Raw genomic sequence first — 15910 nt, 5'->3', positions numbered from 1 at the left:
CTTGAAGTCGGTGGGTCTGGGGGAGCGGCTGGGGCATCTGCCGTCGGAGATGTCGGGCGGTCAGCAGCAGCGCGTCGCCATCGCCCGTGCGCTGGTGAAGAACCCGAAGGTGCTGCTCGCCGACGAACCGACCGGCAACCTCGACGAGTCGATGCGCGACGAGATCATGGACGTCCTGGAAGCCCAGTGGAAGGAGCACGGGCTCACCTTCATCATGGTCACCCACGACTCGGCCATCGCGAAGAAGGCCCCGCGCCTCGCGACCATCCGCAAGGGACGGATCACCGTGACCGAGAACGCGTCCGGCGCGACCAAATAACCAACCTGTGGGCAACCGATCGACCCCCTGTGACATCTCTACGCAGGGGGTCGATCGCGATCTCTCGCACGGTGAACTTCCGTCACCTGGGGGAAAGTTGCACAGACAGGTACATACCCGTACGCGTCGTGGAGCGGTCGTCGTGGCCGGCGCCGCCGCCGTCGCGCTGGCCGCCGGGCTGATGACCGCCCCGGCGGGGGCCGCCGCCCCGGCCGGCTCCGCGCGCGCCGCCCAGCAGGACCTGACGCCCAAGCGCCACGTCACGCTCATCACGGGCGACCGCGTCACGCTGAACGCCAAGGGCAAGCCGATCGGCCTCGACCGGGCCGAGGGGCGCGCCCACATACCCGTCCAGACCCGCATAGTCGGGGGGCACACCTATGTGGTGCCCCTCGACGCGCAGCGGCTCATCGCCACCGGCAAGCTCGACCAGCGCCTCTTCGACGTGACCGAGCTGTCCAAGGCGTCGTACCGCAAGTCCCAGAAGAGCGGCCTGAAGGTCATCGTCGGCTACCGGGGCGCCGCGACCGCCGCCAAGGCAGAGGTGCGCGACGCCGGTGACACCACCGTGCGGCGCAGCCTCAAGACGCTGAACGCCGACGCCGTCACGACGCCCAAGGACGACGCGGTCGAGCTGTGGGACGCGGTGACGAACGGCAAGGGCGCGACCGCCGCCGGCGTCAGCCGCATCTGGCTCGACGGCATCCGCCGGGCCAGCCTCGACAAGTCCGTGCCGCAGATCGGCGCCCCCAAGGCGTGGGCCGCCGGCTACGACGGCAAGGGCGTCAAGATCGCCGTCCTGGACACCGGCGTCGACGCCACCCACCCCGACCTGAAGGACCAGGTCGTCGAGGCGAAGAACTTCTCCACCGCCGCCGACGCCACCGACCACTTCGGGCACGGCACGCACGTCGCCTCCATCGCGGCCGGTACGGGAGCGAAGTCCGGCGGCAAGTACAAGGGCGTCGCCCCCGGCGCGAAGCTGATCAGCGGCAAGGTGCTCGACGACTCCGGCATCCTCGCGGGCATGGAGTGGGCGGCCGCGCAGGGCGCGAACGTCGTGAACCTCAGCCTCGGCGGCGGCGACACCCCGGAGATCGACCCCCTCGAGGCCGAGGTCAACAAGCTGTCCGAGGAGAAGGGCATCCTGTTCGCCATCGCGGCGGGCAACGAGGGCCCCCGCTCCATCGGCTCGCCGGGCAGCGCGGACGCCGCGCTCACCGTCGGCGCGGTCGACGACAAGGACGTGCTGGCCGACTTCTCGTCCACCGGGCCGCGCGTCGGCGACGGTGCGATCAAGCCGGACGTGACCGCTCCGGGCGTCGACATCACGGCCGCCGCCGCCCCCGGCAGCGTCATCGACCAGGAAGTCGGCCAGAACCCGGCCGGCTACCTGACCATCTCCGGTACGTCGATGGCGACGCCGCACGTCGCCGGTGCCGCCGCGATCCTCAAGCAGCAGCACCCGGACTGGACGTACCAGGAGCTGAAGGGCGCGCTCGTCGCCTCGGCCAAGGGCAACGCCAAGTACAACCCGTTCCAGCAGGGCAGCGGCCGCATCCAGGTCGACCAGGCCATCAAGCAGACCGTGTTCGCCGAGCCGGTCTCGGTGAGCTTCGGCGTCGCGCAGTGGCCGCACACCGACGACACGGCGATCACCAAGAAGGTGACGTACAAGAACACCGGCACCGCCGCCGTCACCCTCGACCTCGCCGTGGCCGCCACCAACCCGAAGGGGCAGGCGGCGCCCGCCGGCTTCTTCACGCTGGGCGCCACGAAGGTCACCGTCCCGGCGGGCGGCACCGCCTCCGTCGACCTGACCGCGAACACCAAGCTGGGCGGCACCGTCGACGGCGCGTACTCCGCGTACGTGACGGCGACCGGCGGCGGCCAGACCGTGCGCACGGCGGCCGCGGTGCAGCGCGAGGCCGAGTCGTACGACGTGACCCTGAAGCACATCGGCCGGGACGGGCAGGAGGCGAAGGGGTACGAGACGAGCCTCTTCCCGCTGTCCGGCGACGGCGACTTCATCGACGCCACCGACCCGAACTCGGGCACGGTCAAGATCCGCCTCCCCAAGGGCAGTTACTTCCTCAACGAGTACCTGGCCCAGGACCCGGAGGACTTCACCAAGGGCGCCGACTGGCTGGTCCAGCCCAAGCTGAACGTCACCAAGAACACGACGGTCACGCTGGACGCGCGCACCACCAAGCCGGTCGACATCACGGTGCCCGCCACCGGTCTCGAAGGCGTCCTCGCCTCCCCGGACTTCTCCGTGGAGACGGCCGACATGGGCGTCAGCTTCGGCTGGCTGCTCGACTCCTTCACCAACTTCCGCACGGCGCAGGTCGGTCCCGACCCGACGGGCCTGAAGATGTTCCAGCAGTGGGGCGCGGTGTGGAAGAAGGGCGCCACCGAGGAGTACGACGTCGTGACCGGCGGCGCCGCGAAGCGGTTCGCCACCGGCTACACCAAGCACTACAAGACGTCCGACCTGGCCACGGTCAAGGCGGGCCTCGGGGCCTCGGCCTCCGGCAAGACCGGCTCCATCGGGGCGATCGGCAATCTGCCCGGCAGCATGAGCGGCTGGTCCGTCGCCATCGACCAGAAGCTGCCCAGCACCCGCACGCTGCACCTGTCCACCGGGGACAAGGTGAAGTGGGGCCTGGAGTTCGACCAGAGCGGCCCGCCGGACAGCGACGGCTTCCCGACCTCGGAGGCCGGCTACACGCTGGGCGCCGCGCAGACGTTCCAGGGCGGCAAGACCTACGAGAAGACGTTCAACACGGCCGTCTTCGGGCCGCGCATCGGCGGTGACTACGGGGTCTTCCGCGACGGGAACACGATCAGCGGCTACCTGCCGCTGTTCGCCGACGGCAAGACGCACGCCGGCTACTCCGACTACACGTCGGTCGCCACGACCCTGTACCGCAACGGCGCCAAGGTCGGCACGAACGACGACCCGCTGGTCGGCGAGAAGGGCTTCAAGGTCCCGTCGGGCGACGCCGCGTACAAGCTGACCACGTCGGTCAAGCGCACCGTGAAGGTCGCGGCGGCCACCACCCGGGTCGACGCGAGCTGGGAGTTCCGCTCCAAGAAGCCGTCCGGCGTCGCCAAGCTCCCGGTCTCCGGCATCCGCTTCGCCGCGGCCGTCGGCCTGGACAGCCGGGTGCCCGCCGACAAGACCCAGTCCGTGCCGGTCACGGTCCAGGGCGCGGCCGCCGGCAGCAACCTCAAGTCCCTGTCCGTGTACGTCAGTTACGACTACGGCCAGACCTGGAAGAAGGTCACCGTCAAGAACGGGAAGATCTCCGTCAAGAACCCCGCCAAGGGCAAGGCGATCTCCTTCCACGCCAAGATCGCCGACAAGAAGGGCAACAAGTCGACGATCTCGATCTACAACGCCTACTACGGCAAGTAGCTCCACCGCTCCACCGGCCCCGGTCCGTCTCCTCGCGAGGCGGGCCGGGGCCCGGCCGTTCCCGATGCGCGCCGCAGGCCCATGGCGACCGCGTGCCGCGCGTGCTTGAGTGAGGCGCATGACGACGGAGACGGTCGAGTACATCCGCTATCGCATCCCGCAGGACCGCTCGGCGGAATTCCTGGCGGCGTACACCCGCGCGGCGCGCTTCCTCGCCGCGTCCCCGCACTGCGTGTCGTATGAACTCGACCGCTGCGAGGAGGACTTCGAGCACTTCATCCTGCGCATCCTGTGGACCTCCACCGAGGACCACCTGGAAGGCTTCCGGAAGTCGGACCTCTTCCCCGGCTTCCTCGCCGAGATCCGCCCGTACGTCGGCGACATCGACGAGATGCGGCACTACAAGCCGACGACGGTGCGCGGGCGCGGCTCGTCGGAGCCCACCCTCTACGAATGGGCGGGCGGCGCCGAGGCGTTCGCCCGGCTCACCTCCGTCTTCTACGACAAGGTGGTCAAGGACGACCTGCTCGGCCCGCTCTTCGCGGAGCTGCCCGCCGAGCACGCGGAGCACGTCGCCGTCTGGCTCGGCGAGGTCTTCGGCGGCCCGCCCGCCTACACCGAGCGGCTCGGCGGGCACAGCCACATGGTGGCGATGCACGTCGGCAAGGGCATCGACGAGCGGCAGCGGCGCCGCTGGGTGAACCTCATCCAGGACGCGGCGGACGAGGCGGGCCTGCCCACGGACGCGGAGTTCCGCTCCGCGTTCTGCGCGTACGTGGAGTGGGGCACCCGGCTCGCGGTCTACTTCTCGGGCCCCGACGCGACCCGTCCGGCCGAGCAGCCGGTGCCGCGGTGGAACTGGGGGGCTGCGCCGCCGTATCGGCCGTAGGGCGGGTGGGCCGGCGTGGCGCCGTCGTGGCTGGTCGCGCAGTTCCCCGCGCCCCTGGAATGCCCGGGGCCCGGGGTCCGGTCATGTCAAGCCTCCGCGGCGATTGAGCAGCGGGGTTTGGGGCGGAGCCCCAAGGCTTCAGCGCCGTCGTGGCTGATCGCGCAGTTCCTCGCGCCCCTGGGGTGCTCGGGGTCCGGTCATGTCAAGCCTCTGCGGCGATTGAGCAGCGGGGTTTGGGGCGGAGCCCCAAGGCTTCAGCGCCGTCGTGGCTGGTCGCGCAGTTCCTCGCGCCCCTGGGGTGCTCGGAGTCCAGGTCACCCGGGAGCCCGGTCTCAGGCGCGCGGCGCCTCGCTGCCCGCCCGGACCGCGTCCGTGCCCCAGCTCGCCAGCAGCCGCAACGCCTCGGCCGACGGCGACCCCGGTTCCGCGTGGTACACGGACAGGAACTGTCCGTCGTCGTCCGGCAGGTGCAGCGTCTCGTAGTTCAGCGTCAGCTCACCGACCAACGGGTGCCGCATCCGCTTCACGCCGTGGCCCTTCTCCTTCACGTCGTGCGTGGCCCACAGCCGCCGGAACTCGTCGCTCTTGACGGAGAGTTCACCGACGAGCGCCGACAGGTCCGGGTCGTCCGGGTGCTGGCCCGCGTACAGCCGCAGATAGCTGACCATGTCCGACGCCTTCTGCTCCCAGTCCCGGAACAGCTCCCGGTAGTCCGGGTTCAGGAACGTCAGCCGCGCCCAGTTCCGCTCGGCCGGCGGCAGCCTGCCCCAGTCGCCGAAGAGCGCCGCCGCCATCCGGTTCCAGGCGAGGATCTCCGAGCGCGCCCCGCCGATGTACGCGGGCACGGCCTCCACCGAGTCGAGGAGCTGCTGCAGCGCGGGACGCACCTGCTGCCGCCTGGGCGCCCGGTGCCGCTTGCGCTGCTGCTTCGGCTTCGCGAGGTGCGTCAGGTGCGCGTGCTCCGTCTCGCTCAGCCGCAGGGCGCGCGCGATCGAGTCGAGCACCTCCGCCGACACGTTCCGCCCGTTGCCCTGCTCCAGCCGCGTGTAGTACGCCACCGAGACCCCGGCCAGCTGCGCCAGCTCCTCGCGGCGCAGCCCCGGCACCCGCCGGTGCCGCCCCATCGGGGCGATCCCCACGTCCTCCGGCTGGAGCCGGGCACGCCGGGAGCGCAGGAACTCGCTGAGCTCGGCGCGGCGGTCGAGGCCGTCGGCCGGGGTCGGGTTGTCGTCCATGGCTTCCAGTATTCCCGTTCGTACGACCAGGAGCCTGACCCCGCCAGTAGTAGGACCACTGGACGTACGCAAAGCGGTGACCTGGGTGAACGTGCCCGGGTCCGGCACGCTGGTGACCATGACCACGACTGTTGCCGCATACGCCGCGCCCAGCGCCAAGGCTCCGCTGGAGCGCACCACCATCGAGCGCCGCACGGTCGGCGAGCACGACGTACTGATCGACATCAAGTTCGCCGGGATCTGCCACTCCGACATCCACCAGGCCACCGAGGGCTGGGGCGAGGCCATCTTCCCGATGGTGCCCGGCCACGAGATCGCGGGTGTCGTCTCCGAGGTCGGCTCCGGCGTCACCAAGTTCCGGGTCGGCGACCGGGTCGGCGTCGGCTGCATGGTCGACTCCTGCCGCGAGTGCGAGAACTGCCTGGCCGGGCAGGAGCAGCACTGCGTCCGTGGGAACGTCGGCACGTACAACTCCGTCGGCAAGGACGGCGAGCCCACCTACGGCGGCTACTCGCAGAAGGTCGTCGTCGACGAGGCCTTCACGGTCCGCATCCCCGACGGCCTGTCGCTGGACGTGGCGGCCCCGCTGCTGTGCGCCGGCATCACCACGTACTCCCCGCTCAAGCGCTGGGGCGCGGGCCCCGGCAAGAAGGTCGCCGTGATCGGCCTCGGCGGCCTCGGCCACATGGGCGTCAAGATCGCGCACGCGCTCGGCGCGGAGGTCACCGTCCTCTCGCAGTCGCTGCGCAAGAAGGACGACGGCCTCAAGCTGGGCGCCGACCACTACTACGCGACCAGTGACGAGCAGACCTTCAAGGACCTGGCCGGCACGTTCGACGTGATCCTCTCCACGGTCTCGGCCCCGCTGGACTTCGGCGCGTACCTGAGCCTTCTGAGGACGGGCGGCGCGCTGGTGAACGTCGGCGCCCCCGAGGAGCCCATCGCGCTCAACCTCTTCTCCCTCATCGGCGGCGACAAGACCCTCGCCGGTTCGATGATCGGCGGCATCGCCGAGACCCAGGAGATGCTCGACTTCTGCGCCGAGCACGGCCTGGGCGCCGAGATCGAGCTCATCGAGGCGAGCCGGATCAACGAGGCGTACGAGCGCGTCCTCGCCTCGGACGTCCGCTACCGCTTCGTGATCGACACCGCGACGATCTGAGCGGGCCCGCGTCAGGCGCATGACCTGACACGTAATCGACGCCCTCCCCGGGCTCCGGCAGGATCACTCACGTACCCGCCGGACCCCGAGGAGGGCTCGCTCATGACCGCCTACGTCATCGCCGTACTCCGCCCCACCGCCACCGTGCACCCGGACGTCGTCACCTACATCGAACGCGTCCAGTCCACCTTCGAACCGTTCGGCGGCCGCTTCCTGGTGCACGGCCCCGGCCGCCCCGGCGAGTGGGTCGAGGGCGAGCGCCTCGGCGACATCGTCATGGTGGAGTTCCCCGACCTGGCGGCGGCCCACGCCTGGTACGCGTCCCCCGCCTACCAGGAGATCCTCCCGCTGCGCACCGAGCACATGCCCGGCGAACTCGTCTTCCTGGAGGGCGTCCCGGCCGCCTACGACGCGACGCGCACGGCGGCGGCGATACGCTCCGCGACGGCCCCCGAGAACTAGTCCCAAGGTCCAACTCCCCTGCGTCGCAAGCCGGATGCGCCCACCCGCCCGGCCTTCATAGCGTGGCCCCACGTACCCGCGCACTCGAAGGAGGCCACGCGATGCCCGTACAGCTGAACCACACCATCGTCGCCGCCCACGACCAGGAGGCGTCCGCCCGTTTCCTGGCCGACATCCTCGGACTCCGAGTGGGCCCACCGGACGGCCCGTTCACCCCGGTCGAGGTCGCGAACGGCGTCACGCTCGACTACTACGACCGCGAGATCGACGACACCGAACTCCCTGCCACGATCACCCCCCAGCACTACGCTTTCCAGGTCACGGACCAGGAGTTCGACGCGATCCTGACCCGCATCGAGGCGGCGGACCTCCCGTACTGGTCGGACCCGCACCACCGGACCCCGGGCGAGATCCGCGTGCGCGGCCGCGCCAGGGCCGTCTACTTCGACGACCCGAACGGCCACAACCTGGAGATCCTCACGGCAGGTTGAGTGCCCCGGCCGGCACGGCCGGATACACCCGCTCCACCGGAAGCAGCCGCCCCGCCCTCTCCAACTCGCCCGCGGCAACGGCCCCGTGGACCTCGCGGGCCAGTGGCGTCACGTCCCTGATCGACACCGTCCACTCGTCCGCGTACCGCCGCACCGCCTCCCCGGCCAGCCCGAGCTGCAACGACCGGTACGGCAGCGGCCGCAGGTGCAGGTCCCGCTCCGGGTCCCACTGGACGCGGGCCGGGGCGCGCTTCAACTCCCGCTGCCAGGACGCCCGGTCGGAGTGCACCCCGCGCGTGTAGCTCGACAGGCACGCGTGCCGCAGCGCCCACTCGAACCCGTCCCGCGCGATCTCCACGGCCAGCACGACCTCCTGCCCGGCCTTCTCCGCCCAGCCGCAGCGGTACATCATCCACAGGAACGACGGCTTGACCCACGTCATCCGGTCCCGCTTCCAGACCTCAGGAAACCGCCCGCCCCGCGCGGCGGCCAGCCCGATCTCCGGCCGGTAGGCCTGGTAGACGGTGATCGTGGAGTCCGTGTACGCGGCCCGGATCTCGCGGTTGCTCGCTGCCATGCCGTCCAGGGTGGGGCGATGGGGGTGGGCTCGGCCACCGGATTTCCGCGAGGCCGGTGCGTCGTGTTCGTGCAGAGCCATGGCCGAGACGAGTTGCCTCTGGCAAGTTGATGTGAGGAGAGTCTCCGGTGACCGAATGTCTTTCCCGAACTGCCCGCTGTGGGGGGCGACCAGTGAGTTCGGCGGTGCCGGTGTCCTGGGGAGGGCAAGCAGCGCATGAGTCGTCGTTCCACCGGTCTTGTCGGGGTCTGGGCCGAGATGCAGCGTCAGCAACAACGTCAGTCGGCGGCCGACGCCAGGCGGCGCAGCCAGGAGGCGCAGGGGGCCCGCGCGTATCAACGGCGGGCCGCGCAGAGTCAGCGGGAGTTCCGGCAGGCGGAGGCGCGGCACCGCACCGAGCAACTGGAGGCGCAGGTGGCCGCGCTACAGGGCCTGCTGACTGCCGGTTCCCGGGCCCCGGCGTTCCAGCTGGCTTCGCTGATGCGTGCCGAGGAAGTGCCGCCGTTCTCGGCCGGGGCGCTCGCGCAGCCCGTGCCCATGCCTCAGCCGCACCAGTACCAGTCGCAGGGCGGCTGGACCGCCCAGCGACGTGCGCAGGCGCAGGCCGAGGCGCAGGCCCGCTTCGAGCGGGACCGGCAGGCCGCACAGGCCGCCGAAACCCGGCGCCGGCAGCAACTCGCTGACTATCAGCGGGAGTACGCGCAGTGGGCCGAGAGCCAGCTCTCGGACGTACGCCGGCACAATGCCGGCATCGCGCAGGTGGTCGACGGCGTCAGGCGCAAGGATCCCGGCGCCGTGGTCGAGTATTTCTCCGCCGCGCTCTACGCCTCACGGGCATGGCCGGACGGCTTCCCCCGGCAGATCGCGGCTGCCTACGACGCGGCGGCGCAACAGCTCGTGCTGGACTGGGAGTTGCCGGGCCTGGGCGTCGTTCCCGAGACGAAGTCCGTGCGCTACGTGGCCTCGCTGGACCAGGACAAGGAGACGCCGCGTCCGGTGACCCAGCGGCGTGCGCTGTACCGAGAAGTGCTCGCGCAGTGTGCGCTGCTCGTCCTGCACGAACTCTTCGCTGCCGACGAGTTCGCGGCCCTCGAGTCCGTGGTGTTCAACGGCTTCGTGGACGAACCCGATCCGGCGACGGGGCGGCGCGGCGAGATATTCCTGGTGACCGCCATGGTCTCGCGATCCGCGTTCGCGGATCTGCACCTCGCGCAGGTCGATGCGGTCAGCTGTCTGACCGAGGCCCTGCGGGGGCAGCTCGCGGCACGGCCCGACCAGCTCACCGCGGTACGGCCGGGACGCCGGCCGCGCGACGTCGGCAATCGCGTCGTCACCCACGGCAGCGACGACGAACCCGACCTCTTCGAGATGGACCCGATCGCCTTCGAGTCGCTCGTGGCGGACCTCTTCCGGGCCATGGGGATGCAGGCGGTCACCACCCAGCGTTCGAACGACGGCGGAGTGGACGTCGACGCGCTGGACCCCACACCGATCCGCGGCGGCAAGATAGTCGTGCAGGTGAAGCGCTATCGCAGCACCGTTCCGCCCACCGCGGTACGGGACCTGTACGGGACCGTCCAGGACGCGGGTGCCAACAAGGGCGTGCTGGTCACCACGTCGGGGTTCGGTCCCGGCTCGCACGCCTTCGCCAACGGCAAGCCGCTGGAGCTGATCCCCGGGCCCGAACTCGTGGACCTGCTGCACCGGCACGGGCTCGCCGGGCGGCTGGGGGAGGGGGGCCGTGTGAGCGCCGCACCCCCGGGTCCGACCGATCCGGAGCCCCGGCTGCCCGATGACTACAACGTGCTGGGCATGAGTTGGGACGGCGACGTCCAGCTCGACGTGTGCGCACTCGTCTGCCGCGGCCACCAGGTTCTCAGCGACGACCACTTCGTCTTCTTCAACAACCACCGCACGCCCGACGACGCGGTGCACATGCTGGCGGCGACGCCTCCGGACAAGGCTGCGCTCCGCGTTTCCTTCGACTCGTTGCCGGACACGGCGGATCGCCTGGTGCTCGTCGCCGCCATCGATCCGGAGACCGACCCGGCGGCCGACCTGTCGGGCTTCACCAACGCGGCGATACGGCTGCTCGATCCCGCGCTGTCCGAGCTCGGACGCCTCGAGGTGTCGGACGGCCGGCCACGCGAGACGGCCCTGGTCCTCGGTTCCTTCCGGCGCAGGCCGAACGGGGACTGGGATTTCGTCCTGGGAGGCAAGGGCTACGAGGGTGGTCTGGAGCAACTGGTCCGGGACCACGGGATCGAGGTGGAGTAGATCCCGGCGTGTGCCGGCCTCGGCTCAGTGGACCACGACGCCCGGGACGAGCGCCACGAGTCCGGAGACGAAGCTCCCGAGGCCGGCCAGCGTGACGATCGCCGCCTTGCCGTCCGAGAACAATCCGGAGCAGAACGCGCGCAGTTGACGGCGGAGGATCAGCATCTTCAGCTTCTGCCAGCGGTGCTGGCGGATGTGACACCCCAGCAGGAGCCCCGCAGCGTTGTTGCGGCATCCGTCAGCGCGACCCCGTACGGCGGCACCGCAGGTCACCGGTGCCTGGAAGAAGCACCACAGGAGCACGGCGGCGGAGAGGCCCGCCACCACGGCCGGACCCGCCGCCGAGTTGATCCATGCCGCGATCAGGAGAGCGCCTGCCAGCACACCCCACCACTGGCCCAGTCCACCCCACCGCTTGCCACGCGCCCCCGAAGTCGCCATGCAGGAATGGTGGCGAATCCTGAGCGCCGCGACGCGGGGGACAGAGATCTTGGCCGAAAGCGCGCTTCTGTCGGCCGACTGGTGACGGTTGCGCGTGGGAGCCGGTTCTGAGACCGGCACTGACGGCGCACGGGGACCGGCGCGGGAGCCGCCGCGCCCCGAGGACGCCTCAGCTCTCCGCCCGCCCCACCCCCACCGGACACGACACCCCCGTGCCGCCGATCCCGCAGTAGCCGCCGGGGTTCTTGTCCAGGTACTGCTGGTGGTGGGCCTCCGCGGGGTAGAACGGGCGGTCCTGGGCCGGGAGCAGTTCCGTTCTGATCGTGCCGTGGCCCGAGGCCGTCAGGGCCTTCTGGTAGGCCGCGCGGGAGGCCTCGGCCGTGGCGGCCTGTTCGGGGGTGTGGGTGTGGAGCGCGGAGCGGTACTGGGTGCCCACGTCGTGGCCCTGGCGGAAGCCCTGGGTCGGGTCGTGGTTCTCCCAGAAGACCTTCAGCAGCTGCTCGTACGAGACGACGGACGGGTCGTGGACCACGCGGACCGTCTCCGCGTGGCCCGTCAGGCCCGAGCAGACCTCTTCGTAGACGGGGTTCTCGGTGTAGCCGCCCTGGTAGCCGACGAGGGTCGTCCACACGCCGGGCGTCCGCCAGAAGGCGCGCTCGGCGCCCCAGAAGCAGCCCAGGGCGAAGTCGGCGACCGCCAGGCCCTCGGGGTACGGGCCGAGCAGCGGGTGGCCCAGGACCGTGTGGCGGCCGGGCACCGTGAACTCGGGCTCGGGGCGGCCGCGCAGGGCCTGGTCGCGGGTCGGCAGGGCCGGGATGCGGCCGGACAGGGACATGGGTGGGGCCTCCGGGGCGTTGACGTCAGTACGGACAACGCCCGCCCGGCCGCCCCGGATTCCACCGCCGCCGTCAGTGCCGCAGCGTCGCCGGGCTCCCGCCGTTCGCCTCGTAACCGGCCACCGCGAGCGCCCGGTACACCGCGTACGACGCGGCCGGGTCGGCCTCGGCGGTCCACGGGATCGCGCCGATGTGGCCGTCCACCCGCACCAGCTGCGCCATCGCCTCGGACCAGCGCTCGGCGCGGACCAGGAAGAAGAGCAGCAGGTGGCGCACGTGGGACAGCATCGGGTCGTCGGGGCGGGCCGCGTTCACCGCGAACAGGGCGCCGTGCAGCGCCTTCGTGACGACCTCGCTCTCGTAGAAGCCGCGCACGAGGTTCAGGTCGGGCATGTGCTCGTACAGCGCGAAGAGGGGGAGCGCGGGGAGCAGGGAGCCGCGCGGGGCGCGGGCCGCGGCGGCCTCGGCGAACGCGAACGCCTCGTCGCGCGAGCCGTGCCACTTCTCCGTCCAGTAGCGCAGGCCCGCCAGGTGCGCGCCCATGTGCCCGGGGGCGGTGTCCAGGATCTTCAGCCACAGCTGCTCGAACTCGTGCTGCGCGTACCCGAGGCCGCGGGCCACCGCGAGCTGCGTGATGTGCGGGACCGGGTCACCGGGGGCGAGCAGCGCCGCCTGCTCGCACGCGCCGCGCGCCTCCTCCAGGATGATCCGCTGCTCGTCCTCGGTGCCGCCGCTGCGCCAGGCCTGCTGCACCAGGAACTCGGCGAAGACCTGCGCCCCGCCCGCGTCCTTGGGCTGCTGCGACCGCCAGGCGTGCAGCCACCCGGCGCCGAGCCGCGGCGTCTGCTGCATCTCCAGGGCGGCGGCGCCGGCGATCGCCTGCACCCGCTCCCACCGGGCCTCGGTCTCCTTGCCGGTCCCGGCCAGCAACTGTGACGCGGCCGTGAAGTCCTGATTGCGCTGCACGACGGCCATCACGTCCAGGAGGTCCTGGTCGGGGCCCGGCAGCCGGACGTCCAGGTCCTCCTGGCGCACGAAACCGTAGTCCGCCGGGTCAGCCGCGTCCGGGGACCCGGGGGCGACCTGCCTGATCCCGCCCCGGCGGCGCAGCATCACCACCCAGACGATCATCAGCACGGCCATGAGCCCCCAGAGAATTCCCATGCCTACAAAGCTAACCGAGGTGGCGACGACGCTTCGGCGCACTAGTCTCGGGCGACATGAGCGACACGCACCACAGCCAGTCCGGACCCCGTGGGTTCGAGACCACCGCCATCCACGCCGGCAACACGGCCGATCCCGTCACCGGCGCCGTCGTCCCCCCGATCTACCAGGTCTCGACGTACAAGCAGGACGGCGTCGGCGGCCTGCGCGGCGGCTACGAGTACAGCCGCAGCGCCAACCCGACCCGTACCGCCCTCGAAGAGAACCTCGCCGCTCTCGAAGGCGGCAGGCGCGGCCTGGCCTTCGCCTCGGGCCTGGCCGCCGAGGACTGCCTCCTGCGGACGCTGCTCGGCCCGGGCGACCACGTGGTCATCCCGAACGACGCGTACGGCGGCACGTTCCGCCTGTTCGCCAAGGTCGTGTCGAGGTGGGGTGTCGAGTGGTCCGTCGCCGACACGAGCGACGTCGACTCCGTGCGCGCCGCGCTCACCCCGAGGACGAAGGTCGTGTGGGTCGAGACGCCGTCGAACCCGCTGCTCGGGATCACCGACATCGCCGCCGTCGCCCAGGTGGCGCGCGAGGCCGGGGCCCGCCTCGTCGTCGACAACACCTTCGCCAGCCCCTACCTCCAGCAGCCGCTCGCGCTCGGCGCGGACGTCGTCGTGCACTCGATGACGAAGTACATGGGCGGCCACTCGGACGTCGTCGGCGGCGCGCTGATCGTCGGCGACGACGCGCTCGGCGACGACCTCGCCTTCCACCAGAACGCCATGGGCGCCGTCGCGGGCCCCTTCGACTCCTGGCTCGTGCTGCGCGGCATCAAGACGCTGCCCGTCCGCATGGACCGGCACAGCGAGAACGCCACCCGCGTCGCCGACATGCTCACCCGCCACCCGCGGGTCACGAAGGTCCTCTACCCGGGCCTGCCGGAGCACCCGGGCCACGAGATCGCCGCCAAGCAGATGAAGGCGTTCGGCGGAATGATCTCCTTCCAGGTGGAGGGCGGCGAGGAGGCGGCCGTCGAGGTCTGCAACCGCGCGCAGCTGTTCACGCTCGGCGAGTCCCTCGGCGGCGTCGAGTCCCTCATCGAGCACCCGGGCCGCATGACGCACGCCTCCGTCGCGGGCTCCGCCCTGGAGGTGCCCGCCGACCTGGTCCGCCTGTCCGTGGGCATCGAGTCGGCCGACGATCTGCTCGCCGACCTGCAGCAGGCCCTCGAAGGCAAGTAACTCCCGTCGCCCGTACGGGAGTTCACCAGCCGGTCAGTGGTGGAGTCGTCTTCGACGGCGGCTCCACCCACGGCCTGGCCATCGTCGCCCACACCACGAACGCCACCACCGCCACGCCCAGCAGGAACAAGAGCGCGCGCCGCGCGATCCGCCGGCGCCGCAGCGCCCGGCCGCCCCTGCGCAGTGCCTCGGCGCCCAGCTCGGGCGGGACCACGGGTGGCGGCGCGGCGTCCAGCACCGCGCGTACCGCCGCTTCCTGGCGCTCCTGAAGGCTCATGCCGAGGCCGCCCCGTGCAGCGGTGCGGACGGGGCGGGGCCGCGCGGTGGGTGCAGGACGAGCGCGACGGCCCGCGCGTGCAGGGCGCTCACCCGCTCCACGGGCAGCCCGAGCAGCGCCGCCGCCTGCTCCTCGCCGACGCCCTCGAAGAGCCTGAGGACCAGGACGACCCGCTCCTGCGCCGTCAGGTGCGCCAGCACGCCGCCGCGCCCGCGGTGGTGGTGCCAGGAGCCGCGCGCGAAGCGGACGGCCAGGTCCTTGCGGGCGCAGTCGTAGGGATCCTCCCCCCGGAGACGGTCCCAGGAGGCATACGTACGGGCGAGGGCGGCCGTGAGCAGCTTCTGTGCGCGCGGGCAGTCGTCCGGCGGTTCCGCGGTCAGCAGTGTGGCGGCATGCAGCAGCCGCCCTGCCGCGCCCGCGACGAACGCCTCGAACTCACGGGCCCGGCGGGCGTTCCTCGACGCCTGCCGTTCGCGCACGCTTCATATCAGGCCCGGCCGCGGCTCCCTGGTCAAGAGGTGGGAGCCGCGGCCGTGGGAACGTACGGTCGTCAGGACTCGGCCGACGGCGCCGGCTGGCCGGACTGGCGGGCCGAGAGCGCGGTGTTGAAGCGCGTGAGGAGCGCACAGAACTGCTCGCGCTCCGCCGGCTCCCACTCCTGCGTCAACTGCGCCATCAGTTCCCGCCTGGACGAGCGCACTTCGTCGAGCCGGGACAGGCCGCGCGGCGAGAGCTGGAGCACCACGGCCCGGCCGTCCTCGGGATGGGACGTGCGCTTGACGAGGCCGGTGTCGACGAGCGGGGCGACCTGACGCGTGACCGTCGAGGAGTCGATGCCCATGCTCGCGGCGAGCGCCTTGACGCCCATCGGGCCTTCCTTGTCGAGGCGGTTGAGCAGCAGGTACGCGGCTCGGTCCATCGAGTTGCGCACCTGCCCGACCCCGCCGAGCCGGGTCTGTTCGGCGCGACGGGCGAAGACCGCCACCTCGTGCTGCAGCGTGTCGAGGAGGCCGGTGTCGCCGGCGGTCGTCATGTCCATCGTTTCCTGGGGTGTGGGCATGGCCGGGGGCTCACTTCATGCGTGGGTGGTGGATTGCACTGAATAACGAGATTGGCCCACAGGGTACGCG

Annotated in this window: 16 protein-coding genes; 8 read left to right on the top strand and 8 right to left on the bottom strand. The window is 71.4% G+C overall.

Annotated elements, in window-relative coordinates; all coding sequences use genetic code 11:
• From RBJ77_RS36540 to RBJ77_RS36530, 3 genes are all read left to right on the top strand, one after another.
• Nucleotides 1-319, top strand: a 319-nt coding sequence (locus RBJ77_RS36540; protein ID WP_372348893.1) for an ATP-binding cassette domain-containing protein, incomplete at its 5' end; no start/stop codon positions are given.
• Between the two features lie 181 nt (nt 320-500).
• Nucleotides 501-3740, top strand: coding sequence for a S8 family serine peptidase (locus tag RBJ77_RS36535; protein WP_372348898.1), 3240 nt, complete (start codon nt 501-503; stop codon nt 3738-3740).
• A gap of 118 nt (nt 3741-3858) precedes the next feature.
• Nucleotides 3859-4629, top strand: coding sequence for a group II truncated hemoglobin (locus tag RBJ77_RS36530; RefSeq protein ID WP_372348892.1), 771 nt, complete (start codon nt 3859-3861; stop codon nt 4627-4629).
• Between the two features lie 332 nt (nt 4630-4961).
• Here the strand turns inward: RBJ77_RS36530 and RBJ77_RS36525 are convergent, their stop codons facing one another.
• On the bottom strand, nt 4962-5864 hold the full coding sequence (locus RBJ77_RS36525; protein ID WP_372348897.1) for a helix-turn-helix domain-containing protein: 903 nt from the start codon (nt 5862-5864) through the stop codon (nt 4962-4964).
• Nucleotides 5865-5982: 118 nt separating this feature from the next.
• Here RBJ77_RS36525 and RBJ77_RS36520 point away from each other — a divergent pair, with 118 nt between their 5' ends.
• The 3 genes from RBJ77_RS36520 to RBJ77_RS36510 all read left to right on the top strand — a co-directional run bounded on the left by RBJ77_RS36520 (nt 5983) and on the right by RBJ77_RS36510 (nt 7979).
• Nucleotides 5983-7026 carry an NAD(P)-dependent alcohol dehydrogenase gene (locus RBJ77_RS36520; protein WP_372348891.1) on the top strand — a complete coding sequence of 348 codons (1044 nt, stop codon included), beginning with the start codon at nt 5983-5985 and terminating at the stop codon, nt 7024-7026.
• A 102-nt stretch (nt 7027-7128) separates the two neighbouring features.
• Entirely contained in the window at nt 7129-7488 is a 360-nt protein-coding gene (locus RBJ77_RS36515) for a DUF1330 domain-containing protein (RefSeq protein ID WP_372348890.1), read from the top strand.
• A gap of 101 nt (nt 7489-7589) precedes the next feature.
• A complete protein-coding gene (locus tag RBJ77_RS36510; protein WP_372348889.1) occupies nt 7590-7979 on the top strand; it encodes a VOC family protein in 390 nt (129 codons plus the stop codon).
• Here RBJ77_RS36510 and RBJ77_RS36505 read toward each other — a convergent pair.
• Complete coding sequence (locus tag RBJ77_RS36505; RefSeq protein ID WP_372348888.1) at nt 7966-8556, bottom strand: DUF4291 domain-containing protein; 591 nt, start codon at nt 8554-8556, stop codon at nt 7966-7968. The two genes, RBJ77_RS36510 and RBJ77_RS36505, sit on opposite strands and share 14 nt — an antisense overlap.
• Before the next feature lie 216 nt (nt 8557-8772).
• Between RBJ77_RS36505 and RBJ77_RS36500 the strand changes: the two genes are divergently transcribed.
• Nucleotides 8773-10833 (top strand): restriction endonuclease, encoded by a 2061-nt coding sequence (locus RBJ77_RS36500; RefSeq protein WP_372348887.1) that lies wholly within the window; start codon nt 8773-8775, stop codon nt 10831-10833.
• A 24-nt stretch (nt 10834-10857) separates the two neighbouring features.
• Here the strand turns inward: RBJ77_RS36500 and RBJ77_RS36495 are convergent, their stop codons facing one another.
• The 3 genes from RBJ77_RS36495 to RBJ77_RS36485 form a co-directional block, all read right to left on the bottom strand.
• Nucleotides 10858-11274, bottom strand: coding sequence for a hypothetical protein (locus RBJ77_RS36495; protein ID WP_372348886.1), 417 nt, complete (start codon nt 11272-11274; stop codon nt 10858-10860).
• A 169-nt stretch (nt 11275-11443) separates the two neighbouring features.
• A complete protein-coding gene (gene msrA, locus RBJ77_RS36490) occupies nt 11444-12109 on the bottom strand; it encodes a peptide-methionine (S)-S-oxide reductase MsrA (protein WP_372348885.1) in 666 nt (221 codons plus the stop codon).
• Nucleotides 12110-12182: 73 nt separating this feature from the next.
• Nucleotides 12183-13274 carry a hypothetical protein gene (locus tag RBJ77_RS36485; protein ID WP_372348884.1) on the bottom strand — a complete coding sequence of 364 codons (1092 nt, stop codon included), beginning with the start codon at nt 13272-13274 and terminating at the stop codon, nt 12183-12185.
• A gap of 56 nt (nt 13275-13330) precedes the next feature.
• On the opposite strand from RBJ77_RS36485, the gene RBJ77_RS36480 reads away from it, so the two are divergent.
• Nucleotides 13331-14503, top strand: coding sequence for a cystathionine gamma-synthase (locus RBJ77_RS36480; protein ID WP_372348883.1), 1173 nt, complete (start codon nt 13331-13333; stop codon nt 14501-14503).
• 22 nt (nt 14504-14525) lie between these two features.
• On the opposite strand, the gene RBJ77_RS36475 is transcribed toward RBJ77_RS36480, so the two are convergent.
• The 3 genes from RBJ77_RS36475 to RBJ77_RS36465 form a co-directional block, all read right to left on the bottom strand.
• Nucleotides 14526-14780, bottom strand: a complete 255-nt coding sequence (locus tag RBJ77_RS36475) for a hypothetical protein (protein WP_372348882.1) — start codon at nt 14778-14780, stop codon at nt 14526-14528.
• Nucleotides 14777-15259 carry a sigma factor-like helix-turn-helix DNA-binding protein gene (locus RBJ77_RS36470; RefSeq protein ID WP_372348881.1) on the bottom strand — a complete coding sequence of 161 codons (483 nt, stop codon included), beginning with the start codon at nt 15257-15259 and terminating at the stop codon, nt 14777-14779. The genes RBJ77_RS36475 and RBJ77_RS36470 overlap by 4 nt, the downstream gene beginning before the upstream one ends.
• Before the next feature lie 71 nt (nt 15260-15330).
• Nucleotides 15331-15819: a MarR family winged helix-turn-helix transcriptional regulator gene (locus RBJ77_RS36465; protein ID WP_372348896.1), complete on the bottom strand. Its 489-nt coding sequence runs from the start codon at nt 15817-15819 to the stop codon at nt 15331-15333.
• Nucleotides 15820-15910: the final 91 nt, after the last annotated feature.

The organism is Streptomyces sp. KL116D (assembly GCF_030766975.1).
Taxonomy (GTDB): domain Bacteria; phylum Actinomycetota; class Actinomycetes; order Streptomycetales; family Streptomycetaceae; genus Streptomyces; species Streptomyces longispororuber_A.
The sequence above is the reverse complement of the archived record's forward strand: the minus strand, read 5'-3'. Positions and strand labels throughout refer to the sequence as shown.